Source organism: Microbacterium memoriense, from assembly GCF_025398275.1.
GTDB lineage: Bacteria > Actinomycetota > Actinomycetes > Actinomycetales > Microbacteriaceae > Microbacterium > Microbacterium memoriense.
In genome coordinates, this window is sequence record NZ_JAODOR010000010.1 from 25,341 (window position 1) to 43,547 (window position 18,207).

The 18,207-nt window shown below is 68.0% G+C and carries 21 protein-coding genes; 13 read left to right on the top strand and 8 right to left on the bottom strand.

Features of this window, described 5'->3' with window-relative positions; all coding sequences use genetic code 11:
- Nucleotides 1-92: 92 nt before the first annotated feature.
- Nucleotides 93-1,103: an ABC transporter substrate-binding protein gene (locus N4R40_RS08370; RefSeq protein WP_261606918.1), complete on the bottom strand. Its 1,011-nt coding sequence runs from the start codon at nt 1,101-1,103 to the stop codon at nt 93-95.
- A 203-nt stretch (nt 1,104-1,306) separates the two neighbouring features.
- Here N4R40_RS08370 and N4R40_RS08375 point away from each other — a divergent pair, with 203 nt between their 5' ends.
- On the top strand, nt 1,307-2,341 hold the full coding sequence (locus N4R40_RS08375; protein WP_261606919.1) for a LacI family DNA-binding transcriptional regulator: 1,035 nt from the start codon (nt 1,307-1,309) through the stop codon (nt 2,339-2,341).
- Between the two features lie 20 nt (nt 2,342-2,361).
- Nucleotides 2,362-3,210: an NAD-dependent epimerase/dehydratase family protein gene (locus N4R40_RS08380; protein ID WP_261606920.1), complete on the top strand. Its 849-nt coding sequence runs from the start codon at nt 2,362-2,364 to the stop codon at nt 3,208-3,210.
- A gap of 16 nt (nt 3,211-3,226) precedes the next feature.
- Here the strand turns inward: N4R40_RS08380 and N4R40_RS08385 are convergent, their stop codons facing one another.
- Together N4R40_RS08385 and N4R40_RS08390 are read right to left on the bottom strand one after the other, a co-directional pair.
- Nucleotides 3,227-4,060 carry a sulfurtransferase gene (locus tag N4R40_RS08385; protein ID WP_261606921.1) on the bottom strand — a complete coding sequence of 278 codons (834 nt, stop codon included), beginning with the start codon at nt 4,058-4,060 and terminating at the stop codon, nt 3,227-3,229.
- 26 nt (nt 4,061-4,086) lie between these two features.
- On the bottom strand, nt 4,087-4,680 hold the full coding sequence (locus tag N4R40_RS08390; protein ID WP_261606922.1) for a PadR family transcriptional regulator: 594 nt from the start codon (nt 4,678-4,680) through the stop codon (nt 4,087-4,089).
- Nucleotides 4,681-4,771: 91 nt separating this feature from the next.
- Here N4R40_RS08390 and N4R40_RS08395 point away from each other — a divergent pair, with 91 nt between their 5' ends.
- On the top strand, nt 4,772-5,473 hold the full coding sequence (locus tag N4R40_RS08395) for a GTP pyrophosphokinase (protein ID WP_407665856.1): 702 nt from the start codon (nt 4,772-4,774) through the stop codon (nt 5,471-5,473).
- Nucleotide 5,474: 1 nt separating this feature from the next.
- On the opposite strand, the gene N4R40_RS08400 is transcribed toward N4R40_RS08395, so the two are convergent.
- Complete coding sequence (locus N4R40_RS08400; RefSeq protein ID WP_261606923.1) at nt 5,475-6,449, bottom strand: Gfo/Idh/MocA family protein; 975 nt, start codon at nt 6,447-6,449, stop codon at nt 5,475-5,477.
- A 91-nt stretch (nt 6,450-6,540) separates the two neighbouring features.
- Here N4R40_RS08400 and N4R40_RS08405 point away from each other — a divergent pair, with 91 nt between their 5' ends.
- From N4R40_RS08405 to N4R40_RS08415, 3 genes are all read left to right on the top strand, one after another.
- Complete coding sequence (locus tag N4R40_RS08405; protein WP_261606924.1) at nt 6,541-7,062, top strand: DUF4395 domain-containing protein; 522 nt, start codon at nt 6,541-6,543, stop codon at nt 7,060-7,062.
- Nucleotides 7,063-7,138: 76 nt separating this feature from the next.
- Complete coding sequence (locus tag N4R40_RS08410) at nt 7,139-7,720, top strand: flavin reductase family protein (RefSeq protein ID WP_261606925.1); 582 nt, start codon at nt 7,139-7,141, stop codon at nt 7,718-7,720.
- Between the two features lie 10 nt (nt 7,721-7,730).
- Entirely contained in the window at nt 7,731-8,087 is a 357-nt protein-coding gene (locus N4R40_RS08415) for a DUF7882 family protein (RefSeq protein WP_261606926.1), read from the top strand.
- Nucleotides 8,088-8,481: 394 nt separating this feature from the next.
- Here the strand turns inward: N4R40_RS08415 and N4R40_RS08420 are convergent, their stop codons facing one another.
- Entirely contained in the window at nt 8,482-8,808 is a 327-nt protein-coding gene (locus tag N4R40_RS08420; protein ID WP_261606927.1) for a DUF7882 family protein, read from the bottom strand.
- A 4-nt stretch (nt 8,809-8,812) separates the two neighbouring features.
- A complete protein-coding gene (locus tag N4R40_RS08425; protein ID WP_261606928.1) occupies nt 8,813-9,088 on the bottom strand; it encodes a hypothetical protein in 276 nt (91 codons plus the stop codon).
- 183 nt (nt 9,089-9,271) lie between these two features.
- Between N4R40_RS08425 and N4R40_RS08430 the strand changes: the two genes are divergently transcribed.
- Nucleotides 9,272-9,427, top strand: a complete 156-nt coding sequence (locus tag N4R40_RS08430; protein ID WP_261606929.1) for a hypothetical protein — start codon at nt 9,272-9,274, stop codon at nt 9,425-9,427.
- Nucleotides 9,428-9,490: 63 nt separating this feature from the next.
- Here the strand turns inward: N4R40_RS08430 and N4R40_RS08435 are convergent, their stop codons facing one another.
- The gene (locus N4R40_RS08435; RefSeq protein ID WP_261607116.1) at nt 9,491-10,570 is read right to left on the bottom strand and encodes a fatty acid desaturase family protein; all 1,080 of its coding nucleotides are present in this window, start codon (nt 10,568-10,570) and stop codon (nt 9,491-9,493) included.
- Between the two features lie 180 nt (nt 10,571-10,750).
- Here N4R40_RS08435 and N4R40_RS08440 point away from each other — a divergent pair, with 180 nt between their 5' ends.
- The 6 genes from N4R40_RS08440 to N4R40_RS08465 all read left to right on the top strand — a co-directional run bounded on the left by N4R40_RS08440 (nt 10,751) and on the right by N4R40_RS08465 (nt 16,638).
- Entirely contained in the window at nt 10,751-11,668 is a 918-nt protein-coding gene (locus tag N4R40_RS08440) for an ROK family protein (RefSeq protein WP_261606930.1), read from the top strand.
- A 98-nt stretch (nt 11,669-11,766) separates the two neighbouring features.
- Complete coding sequence (locus N4R40_RS08445; protein WP_261606931.1) at nt 11,767-11,931, top strand: hypothetical protein; 165 nt, start codon at nt 11,767-11,769, stop codon at nt 11,929-11,931.
- A gap of 87 nt (nt 11,932-12,018) precedes the next feature.
- Nucleotides 12,019-14,154, top strand: coding sequence for an alpha-galactosidase (locus N4R40_RS08450; RefSeq protein ID WP_261606932.1), 2,136 nt, complete (start codon nt 12,019-12,021; stop codon nt 14,152-14,154).
- A 1-nt stretch (nt 14,155) separates the two neighbouring features.
- Nucleotides 14,156-15,412 carry a D-arabinono-1,4-lactone oxidase gene (locus tag N4R40_RS08455; protein WP_261606933.1) on the top strand — a complete coding sequence of 419 codons (1,257 nt, stop codon included), beginning with the start codon at nt 14,156-14,158 and terminating at the stop codon, nt 15,410-15,412.
- An 82-nt stretch (nt 15,413-15,494) separates the two neighbouring features.
- Complete coding sequence (locus N4R40_RS08460; RefSeq protein ID WP_261606934.1) at nt 15,495-15,701, top strand: three-helix bundle dimerization domain-containing protein; 207 nt, start codon at nt 15,495-15,497, stop codon at nt 15,699-15,701.
- A gap of 19 nt (nt 15,702-15,720) precedes the next feature.
- On the top strand, nt 15,721-16,638 hold the full coding sequence (locus N4R40_RS08465; RefSeq protein ID WP_261606935.1) for a serine hydrolase domain-containing protein: 918 nt from the start codon (nt 15,721-15,723) through the stop codon (nt 16,636-16,638).
- On the opposite strand, the gene N4R40_RS08470 is transcribed toward N4R40_RS08465, so the two are convergent.
- Nucleotides 16,624-17,922 carry an HNH endonuclease signature motif containing protein gene (locus N4R40_RS08470; RefSeq protein WP_261606936.1) on the bottom strand — a complete coding sequence of 433 codons (1,299 nt, stop codon included), beginning with the start codon at nt 17,920-17,922 and terminating at the stop codon, nt 16,624-16,626. The two genes, N4R40_RS08465 and N4R40_RS08470, sit on opposite strands and share 15 nt — an antisense overlap.
- Nucleotides 17,923-18,207 lie beyond the last annotated feature (285 nt).

Genomic DNA, 18,207 nt, shown 5'->3' on the forward strand with positions numbered 1-18,207 from the left:
GCGGGTGTTGGCGCATACGGCGGGGAACGGGGGCTGCCGAGAACGACAGCCCCCGTTGTCATGGTCGCGCGACGGCGCGCGTACCGAGAGGGTTAGAAGCCCTTGCCTGCGTCGATCGCGGCCTGGGCCGCTTCCGGCGAGTCGAAGGCCTCGCCGGAGACGATGATCGTCTTCTCCACGGTCTCGCCGGCGATCGCTGCCTTGACGGCATCCACCGCCAGGTCGCCGAAGAACGGGTTGTACTGGGCGACGAAGCTCAGATCTCCGGCAGCCAGCGCTTCGAGGGCACCCGTTGTGCCGTCGATCGTGGCGATCTTGACGTCGGTGCCGGTGGTGAGTCCGGCATCCTTGACGGCCTGCGCCGCGCCGATTCCCATTTCGTCGTTCTGCGCGAAGATGAACTGGATGTCGTTGTTGTTGGCCTTCAGCACCGTCTCGGTGACCGACTTGCCTTCTTCCGCGCTCCAGTTCGCGGTCTGCGCGCCGATCTTGTTCCAGCCCGACGCGCTACCGATCGCGTTGTCGAATCCCTCGTTGCGCTCGTTGACGACGGAGAGCCCGGGGACGCCTTCCAGCACGTAGTAGTTGGCACCCTCGGGGAAAGCGGTGAGCGCCCAGGTGCCGACTTCTTCGGCGACCTTGACGTTGTCGGGAGCGATGCGGGTGACGTACAGGTCATCCGACGAGTCGACGCCGCGGTCGAGGAGGATGACGGGGATCTCCGCCTCCTGCGCGAGCTTGAGCGAGTCGTCCCATCCGGACGCCTCCGTCGCGGTCAGGAGAATGGCGTCGACCTCATCGTTGACGAAGGTCGCGAAGGCATCAAGCTGCGATTTCTGGTCGCTCGGGCTGGCGGCGGGAGCGTACTTCAGGTCGAAGCCGGCCTCGGTCGTGAACGCATCCTTGATCGCCTGCTCGTTGGCGTCGCGCCATCCGCCCTCGGGGCCGACGGCAACGAAGCCGACGGTGAGGAGGTCGTCGCCACCCGCGTCGCCGGAGTTGTCAGTGTCGGTGCCGCCGCTCGCGCAGCCGGCCAGTCCGAGCGTGAGTGCCCCGACCGCGATCAGACCGATCAGACCGAAGGTTCGCTTGCTATGGGTCATTGCCCGTCTCCTCTTTGAGAGTTCGCTCTCGCGCCGTCATCGGACGCGAGCGGTGCCCACGTGGACACCTCTGGTGCTACCGGCGATGTTAGCGCTCACATCTGGCTGGCCGCAAGCGTGTCGTCGCGAATTGTTACCGCTCACTTTGCCGTGGGGAGTAGCGTTCTTCTCAGCCCCTCCCGACGAGCGCAAAGGAGTCCCCGGTGACCTCGCGAGACCCGTCCGTCGCGCGATCACGCGGCAAGGCCAGCATCTACGACGTTGCAGCGCTCGCGGGTGTCTCGCACCAGACGGTGTCGCGAGTCATCAACGACCGCCCTCACATCCGCGAATCGACCCGAGTCAAGGTTCTCGCCGCAATGGAGGAGATGCAGTACTCCCCCAGTTCGGCCGCGCGGGCACTCGCCACCAATCGCAGCCGTCGCATCGGCGTGCTGGTCGACAGTCCCGTGCAGTACGGCCCGAGCAGCACGATGCGCGGGCTCGAAGAGGCGGCACGCGCGGCGGGATACATGGTCAGCGCGAGCACGGTCGACGACGCTCCCTCGCTCGGGCTGGGCGAGGCGCTTGCCCATCTGCGCGGGCAGGACGTCGACGCGTTGTGCGTGATCGCCCCGCGGTATTCGACGTTGCTCGATGTCCAGGTTGTCTCACGGGAGCTGCCGACAGTCTTGGTGAAAGCTGATCCAGAGGATGACGTCCTGACGGTCGCCGTCGACCAATACGCCGGCGCCGTACATGCCGTCGACCACCTCCTCGAGCTCGGCCACCGCCGCATCCTCCATCTCGCTGGACCGGTCGATTGGGCGGATGCCCGCGTGCGTGCGCGGGCCTATTCGGAGCGTCTCGCCGCGGAAGGCCTCGACGTCCCCAGACAGATCGTCGGTGACTGGACGAGCGACTTCGGCTACCAGGTAGGAGCCGACCCCACCGCAATCCCGGCCGATGTGACGGCGGTCTTCGCCAGTAACGATCAAATGGCACTCGGGCTCATCCACGGACTCTTCACGCGAGGGATCCTGGTCCCCGAACACATCAGCGTCGTCGGCTTCGACGATCTGCCGGATGCCCGGCACTTCCTGCCTCCGCTGACGACCGTCCGCCAGGACTTCCACGCCCTCGGCGCTCTCGCGATGACCTCGCTCCTTGCGGCGCTCGAAGAGGGATCCGCCCCGGAATACGGCATGATCGAGCCGGAGCTCATCGTGCGCGACTCCACCGCCGCACCCCGCCGCTGAGCCGCGCCGAAGGGAACAGCATGCGCATCGCCGTCACTGGATCATCCGGAAAACTCGGAACGGTCGTCACGAGAGAGTTCACCGCTGCCGGGCACGAGGTCATCGGTTTGGATGTCGTCGGCACCCGCGGGCCCGGCTTCATCCAGATCGATCTCACCGACTACGGGCAGGTCGTCGACGCCCTGACCTCAGTGGACAACAGCCACGACGGCATCGACGCCGTCGTGCACCTCGCGGCGATCCCGGCTCCCGGCATCCGTCCCGACGTCGCCACCTTCCACAACAACATGGCGAGCACGTTCAACGTGTTCTGGGCGGCGGTCCGCCTGGGGATCACCCGCATCGTCTACGCCTCCAGCGAGACGCTGCAGGGACTGCCGTTCGACGATGCACCGCCGCCGTACATCCCCGTCGATGAGGGCTACCCCGCGCGCCCCGAGACCGTGTATTCGCTCGTGAAGCACCTCGAAGAGACGATGGCGATCGAGTTGGTCCGCTGGCATCCCGACGTGTCGATCACCGCGCTGCGCTTCTCGAACGTCATGGTGCCCGCCGACTACGCCGACTTCCCCTCCTACGACACGGATGCGAGTGAGCGCGCGTGGAACCTGTGGTCGTACATCGATGCGCGCGACGGCGCCCACGCGATCGAGCGCGCGCTCGACGTGGCCCCGCCGGGGTTCGACACGTTCTTGATCGCGTCGCCTGACACCGTCATGTCGCGACCCAACGCGGAGCTCGTCGCCGAGCTGTTCCCGGATGTGGAGGTCCGCGGCGAGCTGGGCGTGAACAATTCGCTGTTCTCGACCGCCAAGGCCCAGCGCCTGCTCGGCTACAACCCGCAACACTCCTGGCGCGAGACCCGCTGACCCCCGAACCCGGACGTCAGGGCTGCGCGCCGGTCGCCACCGGGCGATCGGGGTGGTTCGCCCACTGGCTCCACGAGCCCGGGTACAGGGCAGCGTCGTATCCGGCGACCATGAGGGCCAGCACTTGCTGAGCGGCGCTCACGCCCGATCCGCAGTAGACACCGATGAGCTCATCGACCAGACCGAACTCGGCGAACCGTGCACGCAGGTCGGCGGACGAGCGCATCCGCCCCCTCTCATCGAGGTTCTCGCTGGTCGGAGCGCTCTGCGCGCCCGGAATGTGTCCCGCGCGCGGGTCGATCGGCTCGGTCTCCCCGCGGTAGCGCTCGCCCGCGCGCGCGTCCAGTAAGACACCGTTCTGCGCGAGCGCAGCGGCGTCGTCGATCGTGAGCTGCGGCAACTGGCCGGGTCGCAGGGTGACCGATCCCGGTGCGGGCGTGGACTCACCGGTCTCGAGCGGCAGGTCTTCGTCTCGCCAGGCCTGGAGACCGCCGTCGAGCACACGGGCATCCACTCCGGCGTCGCGCAGCATCCACCAGGCGCGCGCCGCGCCGTATCCCTGCCAGTCGTCGTAGACGACCACGATGTCGCCGTCATCGATCCCCCAGCGACGGACGGATGCCTGGAACTGCGATGCGTCGGGCAACGGATGACGGCCGTCCGTCAGGTCGCCGTGTGCCGCCAGGTCGTCATCGAGCCGCACGAAGACAGCGCCCGGCACGTGCCCTTCGAGGTAGGCGGGGTGACCGTCCGGACCGCCGAGGCGCCAGCGGACGTCGAGAACGCGCACACGGCCGCGCCGATGCAGGTCGATCAGTTCGTGCGGGGTCGTCAGGTACGCGGCGGGCATGCAGCGAGCCTACTCAGCGGCAGTGCTCACGCTGGAGAAGGCACCTTGACCGGACGACCGCGCTTGGGCGTATCGATGGACAAGGCGAGCGCGAGCGCCGCATCCGGATGCCGAGCCACACGCTCCGCGGCCGACTCAAGCCAGCGCAGTTCACCCTCGGCAGCGAAGAGCAACGCGTCGACGATGAGCGCGTTCGACAGATCAGCGGGATGAATGGGCTCGGCCGGCGACTCGCGGCGGAGCCGATCCAGCCGCTCCTGCGTGGCCACTCGCTGTGCATCGATCACGTCGGAGACCGCGACGCCGGGCAGGGTTGCTGCAACGGCGAGTTTGATCGCGAGCTCATCGCGGGTTCCCGCAGCACGCTCCACCGGGGCGGCGAGCCAGTCGCGCACCTCGGCCGACCCGGCATCCGTGATCTGCCAGAACACGTGACCCTGCGCGTCGGTTTGCCCCTTCTCGACGAGGCCGTCGCGCTCGAGGCGGTCGAGCGTGTTGTAGATCTGACCGACGTTGAGCGGCCAGGTCGATCCGGTCCGGCGGTCGAACTCGCTCCGCAGCTGGTAGCCGTAACACGGACCCTGGTCCAGGATCGCGAGCAGACTCTGTCGTACCGACATCCCCACCTCCAGGCATACCGAGTATATGCATACCCGGCATCCATTGCTGCACTCACAGCCCACAACTATGCGCGATCGATAGCGTCGAGACATGGCCGTCACCCCGCAGCCCCTGTCCGTCATGACCGACGAAGGGATCGCGACGTTCTCCCCCGAGCAGCTGCGAGCGCTCCGCGACGAGTTCCAGCGCTTCCTGCTGGAGTATCAGTTCGGGCTCCGGGAGGTCGAGACGAAGCTCGGGATTCTGCGCGACGAGTTCCAGCTCACTCACGATTACAACCCGATCGAGCACATCTCGGCGCGGGTGAAGACCGCGGACAGCCTGATCGACAAGGTGAGCCGCAAGGGCATCGATCCGACGTTCGAGTCGATCCGCGCGCACATCACCGACGTCGCGGGCGTTCGTGTCACGACCAGCTTCGCGAAGGATGCCTACCGCCTGTTCGACCTGCTCACGCAGCAGGACGACATCCGCGTGCGAGAAGTGAAGGACTACATCGCGACCCCGAAGGCCAACGGCTACAAGAGTCTGCACGCGATCATCGAGGTGCCGGTGTTCTTGTCGACAGGGCGCGTGGATGTCGCGGTCGAGGTGCAGTTCCGGACGATCGCGATGGATTTCTGGGCCAGCCTCGAGCACAAGATCTACTACAAGTACGACCGGGCGGTGCCGGGTGAACTGCTCGCTGAGCTGAAGGATGCCGCCGACTCGGCGGCGCTGCTCGACGCCCGCATGGAGCGGCTGCACCTCCAGGTGCACGGGCCGCGGTCCGGGTCGGTTCGCGCCGTGTGACCTACAGCGCGGCGCGCCAATCGGCGAGCAGGCGCGCGATCGCGAGCGTCTCATCCCAGGGCATCTCGGGCGCCTGGGTGCGACCCTCGCGCAGCGCGAGGATCGTGGCGTCCGCTTCCGCCGCCATCGGACTGACGGTGTCCGTACGGATCTCCTCCACGGTCCCATCGCTGAGGCGCAGCGTGGCGGCGTCGGTGCTTTCCGCCCGACTCCCCCACACGTTCGCGATCTCGAGCTCACCTGCCGTTCCGCGGATGACGGCGCGTCGCGAGAGCGATTGCGTGATCGCCGTGGCGACCCGCGCGGTGAGGGCGCCGAACACGATCGTGGCCTCGGCGCGCTCGTCGACCTCGCCCACGACGCCAGACGCGTCGACGATGCGCGGGTCACTCAGCTGGTTGGTCCAGGCGGCGACGCCGACGGCGAGGGAGACGGGGTAGCAGCCAGCATCCAGGATCGCACCGCCGGCGGTGGCGGGGTCGAACAGGCGCCCGCTTCGGTCACCCGCGTCGAAGCCGATGGATGCTTCGATCTCCGTCACCTCGCCGAGCACTCCGCTCTCGATCATTCGCCGGAGCCGGTCGGGGAACGGCCCGAATCGATACTTGAACGCCTCGACCAAGGGCAGCCCCACCGCGTCCGCGTGCGCGAGAAGCGCCTCGGTCTCCTCGACGGTCACGCCGAGCGGCTTCTCGCACAACACCGCCTTGCCTGCGTCCAGCGCCGCGTGCGCGAGCGCGGCGTGGGACGTGTGCACGGTTCCGATGTAGACGGCATCCACATCGTCGCGCGCGAGGATCTCGTCGTAGGTGCCCCACACCGGCGCGCCATGTGCGTCGGCGAAGGCCCGCGCGCGGTCGGCGTCGCGCGCGGCGACCGCGTGCAAGACACCGTGCGAGGCCGCCGGAAGGGCGTGGACAAAATCGGTCGTGATTGCGCCGGCACCGAGAACGGCCCAGCGGGCGGGAGTGTTCATCCCCCCACGGTACGACGCCGCACGCTCAGGATGCGTGTCGTCGTATGACGGCGGATCTTTCCGACGCCCGTGGAATCGCTAGCGTGGGCGCATGGCCACGACCCCCGACACTGTTGCACGGCCGACGGCGATCGATCCGCGCGGACCGCGCTTCGCGGCATCCATCACGGCCGTTCTCCTTCTGCTCGGCACCTTCCTCGCACTCATCGGCTCCGCCGCGCGACCGGGTGCGTGGTTTGCCGAACGCGTGGCCGACCCCGCGTTCTGGGTGCTCCTGGTCGTCGATCTGCTCTTCGTCTGGGGCTTCACCTCTCCGACGACATCGCCGTGGTCAGTGCTCTTTCGCACCCTCGTCCGGCCGCGGCTGGAGCCGCCGGTCGATCTGGAAGATCCGCGCCCGCCCCGATTCGCGCAAGTGGTCGGTTTCACGGTCGTGACGATCGGTCTGGTCCTGCACCTGATCGGCGTGACGTGGGCGCTGCCGATCGCCGGCGCCGCCGCATTCGTGGCTGCGTTCTTGAACGCCGCTTTCGCGTTCTGCCTCGGCTGCCAGATGTATCTGGGGCTGGCCCGTCTCGGCATCATCCGCCCACAGGGCGGCCTGGCCGGCTGAAGCACGGCCCGTCACACACCGTCATAAGACCCCCCTCGCTGACCCTCCCGCCTCGTGGACGGCGTAGCGTCGAGGTATGACGTTTGAGCCCGCACCGCAGAGCAACCCGCACTTCGAGGCGCCCGGCCACCAGTTCACGTCGTCACTGTCGGCGGATGAGTTCAAGTTGCTGTTCCGCGGACACCCGGGCGGGGTCGCGGTGATCACCGCCGACGCGGGCGATGGACCGGTCGCGCTGACGGCGACCTCGGTCGCCTCGGTGAGCGCCGAACCACCGCTGCTGATCTTCTCGATCTCCGCGCAGTCCTCGGCATCCGATGTGCTCCTGCGCGCCGAGACTGTCGTCGTACACCTGCTCGACGCGCACGATCTCGAGGTCGCACAGCTGGGCGCGACGAGCGGGATCGACCGGTTCGCCGAGACCCACCGCTGGTCACGGCTCGTGACCGGCGAGCCCGTCTACCGCGACGTGCGCGCCTGGGTGCGCTGCGCCGTCATCGGGCGCATGGATGCCGGTGGATCCACCGTCATCGCCGCCCACGCTCTGCAGTCCGAACTCGGCCGCGACGCCGGCGATGGCGACGCCCTCGTCTATCACAACCGCACCTGGCACCGGCTCGGCGACCACTCGCGCATCGACGGAGCACCACGGCGTTAGACTCCCCTCCGTGGGCACTCTCTATTACGGCGGATCGGCGACACCGATCCACATCGACGACCGGGCATTGGCCCACCTGAAGGTCGTCCTCGCGACCAAGCTCCGCCGCGGCGAGAGCTTCACGGTGTCCTGGCGGCACCCGGACGACGAGCCGCGCGGCCGCAGCAGCATCTGGATGCATCCGTCGATCCCCATCCGCTTCGTCTTCGACGACCCCGAGCCGACCGAGCTCAGTCGCGAGTGGATCGAAGACCTCGCTCAGTCGGCGAACTCCTCAGGGGGGATCACGCTGGTCGCAGAGCACATCGATCCTGCGCCGGAGGCCAAAGAAGACGCGGCGCCGCAGACGGTCGACGTCACGGGCTGATTCCGCTCAGCAGGAACGCTGCGGGGGAAAGTGCGGGATTCCCACGGGACGAGTCCCGGGTGTGACCTCTTGCGCGAGTTGTTCGCGGCCGGCGCGGATACACTCCTCGAGGCACGACGCCCGTGAGCGTCTGCGGGTCCCCCGCATCCACACAACGTCGTACACGTCATCGACATGCTCGATGTATGCCACCACATGTGGAGCATCGCTCGGACTCCAGCGCGTGTCGCACAACCGCCACGAGCGGTCGTCGATGGGGATCAATTCCAGATCGTCATCGAGCTGGACGGCCCGCACCTTCGGAACGTTGGTCGTCATCGGACCTCACCTCTGACACCATTCAGCGCGCGATCACGGCAGGGGTCGAGGGGATTGACAGCGATCGGAGATCGTGTCAGCCGAGCAGGACCTCGCCGGTGCCCGACCCGGCGGGTTCGGGTACGACGTAGAGACCCGTACCGGAGTTTGCGGTGTGGGTGAGCGCCTCGAGCCACGCGCGGTTGAGGGTGGGCTGCCGACTGCCGTGGAACTTGAAGACGAGGGACGCCTGGGGGTGCAGCCAGACCGTCGTGCGGCCATCGCCGAGGCTCGCGTCATTGCGCCAGGTGAAGAAGAACGGTTCGCTGCGACGGAGCTTCTGACCGATCACGACTTGCAGGTGCGCCAGCACCCGATCGTCGAGTTCGACCTTCGCATCGCCTTCATAGCTGAACCTGCCCACGCTCCTACCGTAATGCGTCTGCGCGCCGCGAGATCTCTGCACACGCGCGATCCGCCCCATCGACGACCATCGGGAGGTCGATGAAGGCGTCGACGACGGCGAGGACGCCGTTCGCGCCGAGGAGAATCGCACACTGGCTGAGGCTGCCGTCGTAGAGCGTGGGGAAGTGGACGATGTCGGTTTCGTCGCGGTCGAGAAGCACGCGCGCGTAGTCCAGAACGGCATCCGCAACGTCGTCCGTGGTGAGAATCCGGTGCCCGTCGAACAGGATGTCTTTCACGATCTCACCCTCAGTCTCGGTTTCGTGTCTTCGCTGGTGTTCAGTGAACCGAGGAACGCGCCGGACCGGCGAGGGCCTTGACATCGCCGGGGCGATGGCGATACGCGTGGCGCTTTCTACTGAGCAATGCGCGTGTTGTCAACCCATCTGCCGATTCGGGCGTCGCGGGTGGAAGATCGAAGCATGCCTCTTGCGATCATTCTTCTCGTCATTGCCATCGTCCTGATCCTGTTCGGCGTCTTCGTCGAAGCGGCGAAGTTCCTGCTGTGGATCGGGCTCGTGATTCTGGTCATCGCGATCATCGCGTGGTTGATGAAGGTCATCCGCCGGAACGCGTGACCCCCGACAAACGAGGGGGACGGCATCCGCCGTCCCCCTCGTTTGTGGTTCTCCGATGCGGCGTCAGACGCGGCGGTACTCGCCGACCATCGGGCAGTCGAACGGGTCGCGTGCGGCCAGGCCCACGCGATTGAGGTAGTCGATCACGATGGCGTACGAACGCCACAGGCTGGTCTCCGTGTACGGGATGCCGGTCGACTCGCACGCATCCTTGACGATCAGTCGCGCCTTCGACAGGTGCGGCCTGGCCATGCTCGGGAACAGGTGGTGCTCGACCTGATAGTTGAGCCCACCCATGAACCAGGTCGCCCACCATCCACCGCGGATGTTGCGGGAGGTGCGCACCTGCTTGCTGAAGAAGTCGAGGCGGGCGTGCTCGTCGATGATCGGCATGCCCTTGTGGTTGGGCGCGAACGATGCCCCCATGTAGACGCCGAAGACGGCCATCTGCACGCCGATGAACGCGAACGCCATCCCGAGCGGCAGCAGCAAGAACACCGGCACCAGGACGAGCGCGAGACGGGCGGCGATGAGCGACAGCTCGATCCAGCGGCCCTTGACCTGCGGCTCGGTGACGAGGTACTTGATGCTGAGGTAGTGAAGGTTGAGTCCTTCGAGCGTGAGGAGCGGGAAGAACAGCCAGCCCTGCTTGCGCGTGATCAGACGGACGAGACCGCGGGACTTCGCGGCATCCTCTTCGAGGAATGAGATCGTGTCGACCTCGATATCGGGGTCCTTGTTCACGCGGTTCGGGTTGGCGTGGTGGCGGGAGTGCTTCGCATCCCACCACGCGTAGCTCATGCCGACAGCGCCGCTGGCGAGCACCCGCGCGAGCCGGTCGTTGGCGGGTCCGGTCGCGAGGATCTGACGGTGAGCCGCCTCGTGGGCGAGGAAGGCCGCCTGTGTGAAGACGATGCCGAGGGCTCCCGCGATGAGGAGCTGGAACCAGCTGTCGCCGAGCAGGATGAAGCCGGCGACGCAGGCACCGAACGCGAGCGCGACGCCGACACCGACGAGGGCGTAGAAGAGGGGCGCGCGGCGCAGAAGCCCGAGCTCCTTGGCGACCTGGGAGACCTGGGTATACGCGCGGGCGACCGGGGGAAAGGTCTCGGCAGTCGCGTAGGTCTGGCGGATGGGGCCCATCGTAGAGGTGGGCTGCGGTGCGAGGACGGGTGCGGCCACGAGTGGCTCCAGTCGTTCGGCGCGGATCCTGAAGGAGTTCCGTCGAGCGAAGCCAAAGGCGGATGCCGATCGCTGGGGCCGACACTACGCTGGGGCCCATGCCGTGCAAGGCATGGAACAGGGCTCTCGGGGAGGATTCACATGGCACTCGCACTCGCGATCGATCTCGGCGGCACCAAGGTCGAAGCGGCCCTCGTCGACGCGAGCGGCGCGATCGTCCCGGGGTCCCGCGCGCGGTCTGCGACGGGCGCGGCTGCCGCGACCGACCGCACGGTGCTGGAGCGTGCGCTGGCCGATGTGATCGCCCATTGCCGGGCGCTGCCCGAGTGGGGCGCGGTGACGGCGGTCGGCATCGGCGCGGCCGGTCCGATCGACCGGACCGCGGGCACGATCTCCCCCATCAACCTCCCCGCCGCGCACGGCATGCCCATCGTCCGACTCGTGGCGCGCGAGAGCGGGCTGGATGATGTCACCCTGCGACTGGATGGCACGTGCATCGCACTCGCGGAGGCATGGCTCGGCGCCGCGCAGGGCGTCGCGAATGCGATCGTGTTCGTCGTCTCGACGGGTGTCGGGGGCGGGATCATCTCCGACGGCCGCCTCATCGGCGGCGGGTCGGGCAACGCCGGGCATGTCGGGCAGGTCGTCGTGACGGAGATCGACGGGGATGCCGCAGCATCCACCGTGGAACAGCTCGCTTCGGGACCACACATCGTCGCCTGGGCGCAGCGGCAGGGCTGGGCGGGAACGACCGGCGAGGACCTCGCGGCCGCGTACCGCGATGGTGATGCCGTCGCGGTCGCCGCAGTCGCCCGGTCGGCGCACGCGATCGGCGTCGGGCTCGCGAACGCGGCGACGCTCCTCGACCTGGAACTCGCCGTCGTGGGTGGCGGATTCTCGTTCGTCGCAGAAGATTTCCCCGAACGGATCGAGGCCGCCGTGCGCGCAGCGTCCGTGAATGCCTACGCCGCGCGCCTGCGCGTCGTCAGAGCCGGGCTCGGTGGCGATGCACCGCTGATCGGCGCCGCCGCGCTCGTGCACCGCCGCGACCTCCTCTAGCGCCGCGCAGACGACGGGGCAAAACGGCGTCGTCAACCCCTTCACGTGGGGGCGCGACAAGGGTTAGCGTGGAGGTTCCAGAGCAAAGGAGCCCGGTCATGACGAACCTCCCCCTTCCCCCGCACCTCCCCGTGCCGGACAGTGATATCCCCGAGGGTGAACCAGTCGTCGAGGTCGACGGCCACGAAGAGGTCGATCCGGATGCGAACGAGGACCTGATCGACAGCGCGGATGCCGACCGCCTCGCGTCCGAGGGCGAGTAGCGCGGGAGACGTCTGACAGCGCCATCGACCGGCAGACTAGTGAGGGCCACCCATGGCCACGATCACATCCCCCTGCGAAAAGACGGCATGACTCTCACCGATTCCCCTCGCCTCATCCACCTCCGCCGCGGCGGGACGAGCCTGATCGCACGGCTCAATGACGACGATCTGCCGACCGTGTTGCACTGGGGGCCGCAGATCGACGGCGACGATCTCGGCGATGTCCTCACCGCGCTGGCGGTGCCGGTCGGCGACTCGGTGGTCTACGCGCAACCGCTCGTGGGGCTCCTCCCGCTCCACACGCGTGGATGGCTGGGGCACCCCGGCATCCTGGGGAGCCGCGGCGGGCGCAGTTGGTCGTTCGCGCCGGCATCCGTCCAGCACACGGTCGAAGACGACGAGGGCACCGCGCGTCTGGTGAGTCTCGCGACCGACCCGGCCAACGCGCTCGAGGTCGTGACCGAGCTCGTACTCGAACCGGCGGGCCTCGTCCGTGTGCGCGCCACGGTGACGAACCGCGGCGACGACGGGTATGAGGTCGTCGCCCTCGAACCGGCTCTTCCGGTTCCCGCTGTCGCCGACGAGCTCCTCGACATGACCGGCCGCCATGCGCACGAGCGTGCGCCGCAGCGGCATCCGTTCCGGCACGGTCGCTGGACCCGCGAGGCATGGGGTGGCCGCCCGGGACACGACTCAGCCACCGTCCTGTGCGCCGGCGAGAGTGACTTCGGCTTCCGTCGCGGCACGGTGTGGGGCGTCCACCTGGCCTGGTCGGGCAACGGCGTCGTCTCGGCCGAACGCACCAACACCGGATGGCGGCTCCTCAGCGGTGGCGAAAAGCTGCTGCCGGGCGAGATCGTGCTCGCGCAGAACGAGAGTTACTCCTCACCGTGGGTGATGGGGTCGTGGGGCGACGGGCTCGATGCGTTCGCCGGACGGTTCCACGAGTTCCTGCGCGCACGTCCCCAGCATCCGTCCACCGCACGTCCGGTCATCCTCAATACGTGGGAGGCCGTCTATTTCGATCACGACCTGCCTCGCCTGCTCGACCTGGCGGAGCGCGCCGCCGGTCTGGGCGTCGAGCGGTTCGTCCTCGACGACGGGTGGTTCACCGGCCGACGCGACGACACCGCCGGGCTCGGCGACTGGCAGGTCGATGCCGACGTCTGGCCGGACGGCCTCGGCCCTCTCGCCGACCGGGTGCACGAACTCGGGATGGAATTCGGTCTGTGGTTCGAACCCGAGATGGTCAATCTCGAGTCGGAGCTGGCGCGCCGGCATCCGGAATGGGTGTTCGGCACCGCGAACGGACCCGGCGTCCCGTCGCGCCAGCAGCACGTGCTCGACCTCGGGCATCCGGCGGCATATGAGTATGTGCTCGAGAGCATGTCCGCGCTCATCGCGGAATACGACATCGACTACCTCAAGTGGGATCACAACCGTCCGCTCGTCGACGCGGGGCACAGCCCGTCGTTCCAACCGGGCGTGCACGATCAGACCCTCGCGACGTATCGGATGCTGGACGCACTCACGAGCAGGCACCCCGGACTCGAGATCGAATCGTGCTGCGGGGGCGGCGGCCGCATCGACCTCGGGATCATGGAGCACTGCGCCCGCGTGTGGGTGTCGGACTGCATCGACGCGCACGAGCGGCAGCGTCTGCAGCGCTGGACATCGCTGATCCTCCCGCCGGAGCTCATGGGCACGCACGTCGGCGCCGATCACGACCACACGACCGGTCGCGCGCTCGATCTCGACTTCCGCGCGGGGACAGCGATCTGGGGCCACTTCGGGATCGAGTGGGACCTCGCCGTCGCGGCGCCCGATGACCTCGCCCATCTCGGCGAATGGATCGCGTTCCACAAGCGGATGCGTCCCCTTCTGCACTCGGGCACGGTCGTGCATGCCGACTCATCCAACCCGGCGGTCGAGCTCGAAGGCGTGGTCGCGCGCGACGGATCCGAGGCGCTGTATCGGTTGAGCGTCGTCGACCACTCGGTCGAAGCGCCACTCGGACGCATCCAGCTCCCGGGGCTCGATGGGGCGCGGCGCTACCGGGTCGAGCTCGTCGATCTCGCGGTCAGCAGCATTCGCCCCGACGGGATGCCGGACTGGGCCCGGACCGGCGTGACCCTCAGCGGCGAAGCCCTGACGAAGCTGGGCCTCGCGACACCGATGATGAACGTCGACCGCTCGACGCTCATCCGGGCCGTGGGCATCTGAGATGAGCCTCGACCTGACCAATTGGGCCGGCAACATCCAGTTCCGCGCGCGCGCCGTGCTCACCCCGCCGGCGGTGGATGAGCTGCGCCGCGTCGTCGCGAGCGAGCGCTCGATCCGGGTGGTCGGCAGCCGCCACTCGTTCACCGACATCGCCGACACGGACGGCGTGCTCATCTCCCTCGAGGCGTTGACGCGGGCGGACGACATCGTCGTCGCGCCCGATCGGGCCACGGTGCGGGTTCCGGCCGGCATCCGGTACGGAGATCTCGTGCCGACGCTCGAACGTGAAGGGCTGGCGCTGCACAACCTCGCCTCGCTGCCGCACATCTCAGTCGCGGGAGCGGTGCAAACGGGCACGCACGGCTCGGGCGACCGCGCGGGATCGCTCGCGACCCAGGTCGCGGCGCTCGAGCTGGTCACGGCATCCGGCGATCTCGTGACGATCACCCGCGGCGACGAGGACTTCGCCGGGTACGTCGTCGGGCTCGGCGCGCTCGGTGTCGTCACCCACGTGCACCTCGATGTCGAGCCCGCATACGATGTCGCCCAGACGGTCTACGAAGGCGTGACCTGGGATGCCGCCCTCGCGGACTTCGACACCCTCACGTCGGCGGGTGACAGCGTGAGCCTGTTCACCCGGTGGGCGGATGCGGATCACATCGATCAGGTGTGGGTGAAAGCGCGCGTCGGGCATGCTGGCGGCGACCTCGGCCGGTTCGGAGGGACACCGGCCGACGGGCCGCGGCATCCGCTTCCTGGCATCGACCCGACGCCGTGCACGGCCCAAGGCGGAGAGCCCGGGCGGTGGTTTGACCGACTCCCCCATTTCCGACTCGCGTTCATGCCGTCGTCGGGCGAGGAACTCCAGTCCGAGTACCTCGTGCCGCGGCGGGATGCCCACGCCGCGATCACCGCGTTGCGGTCGCTGGCGGAACCGATCTCAGCCCTGCTCCTGGTGTGCGAGGTGCGGACGATCGCCGCCGACGATCTGTGGCTCTCGGGCGCCTCCGGCACGGAGACCGTCGGTCTCCACTTCACGTGGCGCCCCGACGAGCTTGGGGTGCGCGCCTTCCTTCCGACACTCGAGCACGCCCTGCCGCGCAACGCGCGCCCCCACTGGGGCAAGGTTTTCACGATGCCCGGCGATGAGGTCGCGCGCCGCTACCCCGAGTGGGAGCGCTTCGCCACGCTGCGACGCACACTCGACCCCACCGGTCGGTTCACGAACGCGTACCTGGACCGGGTGGGATTGGGCTGACGGTCCCGCTGTTCCGTCCGTCATCGAGGCTCGGTAGAGTCGACGCGAGGGGACGTTCTGACCCTGACGAGTGGAGGTTGCTGTGCTCGACGATAAGAGCCGCGACGATGATCACGCCGTTGCAGAAATCGTCGGTCGCCTGCAGGAGCGGTTTCCGGACAAGTCGGCTGCCGAAATCTCCGCCGCGGTCGAGAGAGCTCGTGCGAGCTTCGACAGCGCGAAAGTCCGTGACTTCGTTCCTGTGCTCATCGAGAAGGAAGCGAAAGCGCATCTGAAGGGCAAACGCTGAGGACCGGCAGACTGTCAGAGTGAATAGCGCCCAGCTCATCCGCGACCGGATCGTGCAACAGGTCGATACCTCCGGGTTTCGCGCACACGGATTGCACGTGCGGATCGGCGACGACGTCGCGGAGCACCGCTGGGCTGCGGACGTTCGGGAAGAGATCCATTCGGTCGCGAAAGGGCTGTGCGTACTCGCCGCGGGGATCGCCGCGGATGACGGGGCAGTCTCGATCGATGCACCGATAGCGGCCGCTCTGCCGGGGACGGAACTCGGTCACGGTGTCGAAGAGGTCACGCTCCGCCACCTGTTGACCATGACGAGCGGCATCGATCTGCCGTGGTCTGAGTCGATGATGACCGACTGGCCCGATCTCGCGATCGAGTTCTTGCGGCGACCGTCCCGAGGGCGCGTGTTCCAATACTCGAACGCGAGCACCTATACGGCGATGCGCGTGCTCGCTGCCCAGGTCGGCGACGCGGCAGAGTACGTCCGCTCTCGATTGCTCGACCCGCTGGGGATCGAGGACATCGCATGGAAACGATGCCCGAACGGGTGGATCCTCGCCGGCGAGGGCGTGGAACTGCGAACCGAGGAACTCGCCCGGATCGGGCAGCTCATCCGCGACCGCGGGCAGTGGAACGGTCGGCAGTTGGTGTCGGCCACCTGGGTCGATGCGATGCACAGCGACTGGGTTATCGCCGGGGCCAATCCCGGATATGACCGATACGCGTTCGCGGGGTGGGGCGGGCCGGGCTCGGCATGGCGCCTGCACGGCGCGTACGGGCAGATGCTCATCTTCTCCGGCGAGGCCGTCGTCACGATCACAGCCGACGACCACTTCGGCGCGGATGCCATGGCGGGTTTCGTGGCGGATGCCCTGGACGATCACCCGGTGCCGCCGCCCGTGCAGCGGCGGTCAACCGCCCGTTCAGAAGGGTGCTGACGCCGAGCCTGCGATGGCGGCTGGTGCGAAGAACACCGGTGGCGCAGGCGCGTCTTCGCGATAGATCCGGCCGGTAGGCGACGTCCACTCGAGAACTCCACCCGGCAGTTGCCGGACCTTCCACCTCGTGAACTGCTTCATGCTGTGATGTCGCTGGCACAAATGGGCAAGGTTCCACAGCGCGGTGGGGCCGCCGAGCGCGGCGTCGATCGTGTGGTCGATCTCGCAACGGATGGCCGCGCGCCGACACCCAGGAAACCGGCAATGCTGATCGCGCGCTCGAAGGTACCGGCGCTGCGGCCACGGGGTGCTGTAGCGATCGACCGCCAGCACGACTCCCTGAATCGGCTCGGTGAGCACACGAGCCCAGTTCGACGCGTTCGCGGCGAGACAGCGGGCGGTATCCGCGTCGATCGGGGACCGACCGACGAGATCGACAGGACCGTCGTCCGCGCCGAGAAGGGTGAGCACCGGAACGATCACCTGCACCTGCGCGCGGATGGCGCCCAAGACACCGGGAGCATCGCCCGTCGCGGTCGGGTCGAGAGAAGGCGAGCCTGCGAGCAGAAGATCGGCGAACACGTCTGCGCGCACCTGATCTATCGTGCGCGCGTCGTCGTCACCCGATTCGCGCGCATCGACGACGGATTGTGCCTGTTGAGTGAGCCGATCGAAGACACCATCGGCGATCACCGTGGGGACGGACGCCACCACATCCGACATGCCGTTCCGTCCCGGAACGACCCGCACCGCCCGGGAGGTGCACGCGTCTCGGTGCCGGTCGGTGAAGGAGCGATCAGCCATCCGCTCGGCGAGAATCTCGAGTCCGGCGCGCACGCGGTTGGGAGTATCGATCCGGCACCGTGCGATCGCCTCGCGCTCGAACTCGGCACGCAGCGCCGGCGGCACCACCGCGCCCGCATCCACGATGACTCGGACGTGACCGCGGGTGAGGCACCCCGCCTCCCACTCCGCCAAAGCGGCGGGATAGCACTCGACGATCTCCCGCGCTTCGCCGATGCGCTGCTGCACCGTGCGGTCGGTGAGCCGCAGGACGCCGCCGACTTCGGCGGCGATCGCACGCAGCGCCATGTCGTGGACGCGCACGTTTGCACGAGCGCCTGACGCCTGCTTCTCTGCGAGCTGCCCGGCCTGAGCGAGCAGCCGGACTTCGGCGACTTGTGCCGCCGTGAGCTGCGCTGCCACCGACTCCACGCTCGCGACGATCTCGGCCAGCGCGGCGATGTCGCCGTCGCTGCCTGCCGATCCCGTGAGCTCTTCCATACCCCCATTCTGACGAGGGGGTCCGACATTGACGCAGCGCGATCCGAGTTGGCGCGGTCCTCGCGTTTTTCGCGTCCAGGAGAACTCTCGTTGTTCTGCGCCGGGGTGTTGCTTCCTGAGGTTGGTCGACGGCGTGATTCGGTATACCACGCTCTCCTCATCGGTCGCGTCGACTTCGATGAGCCAGGCGACGTGCGCAAGCAATGTCGGCCACTGGGACTCTGACCCGGCGAACTCTCCCGACATCTCCACGGTGAAACCAGGAGCGCGCTCACGCGGGCACCC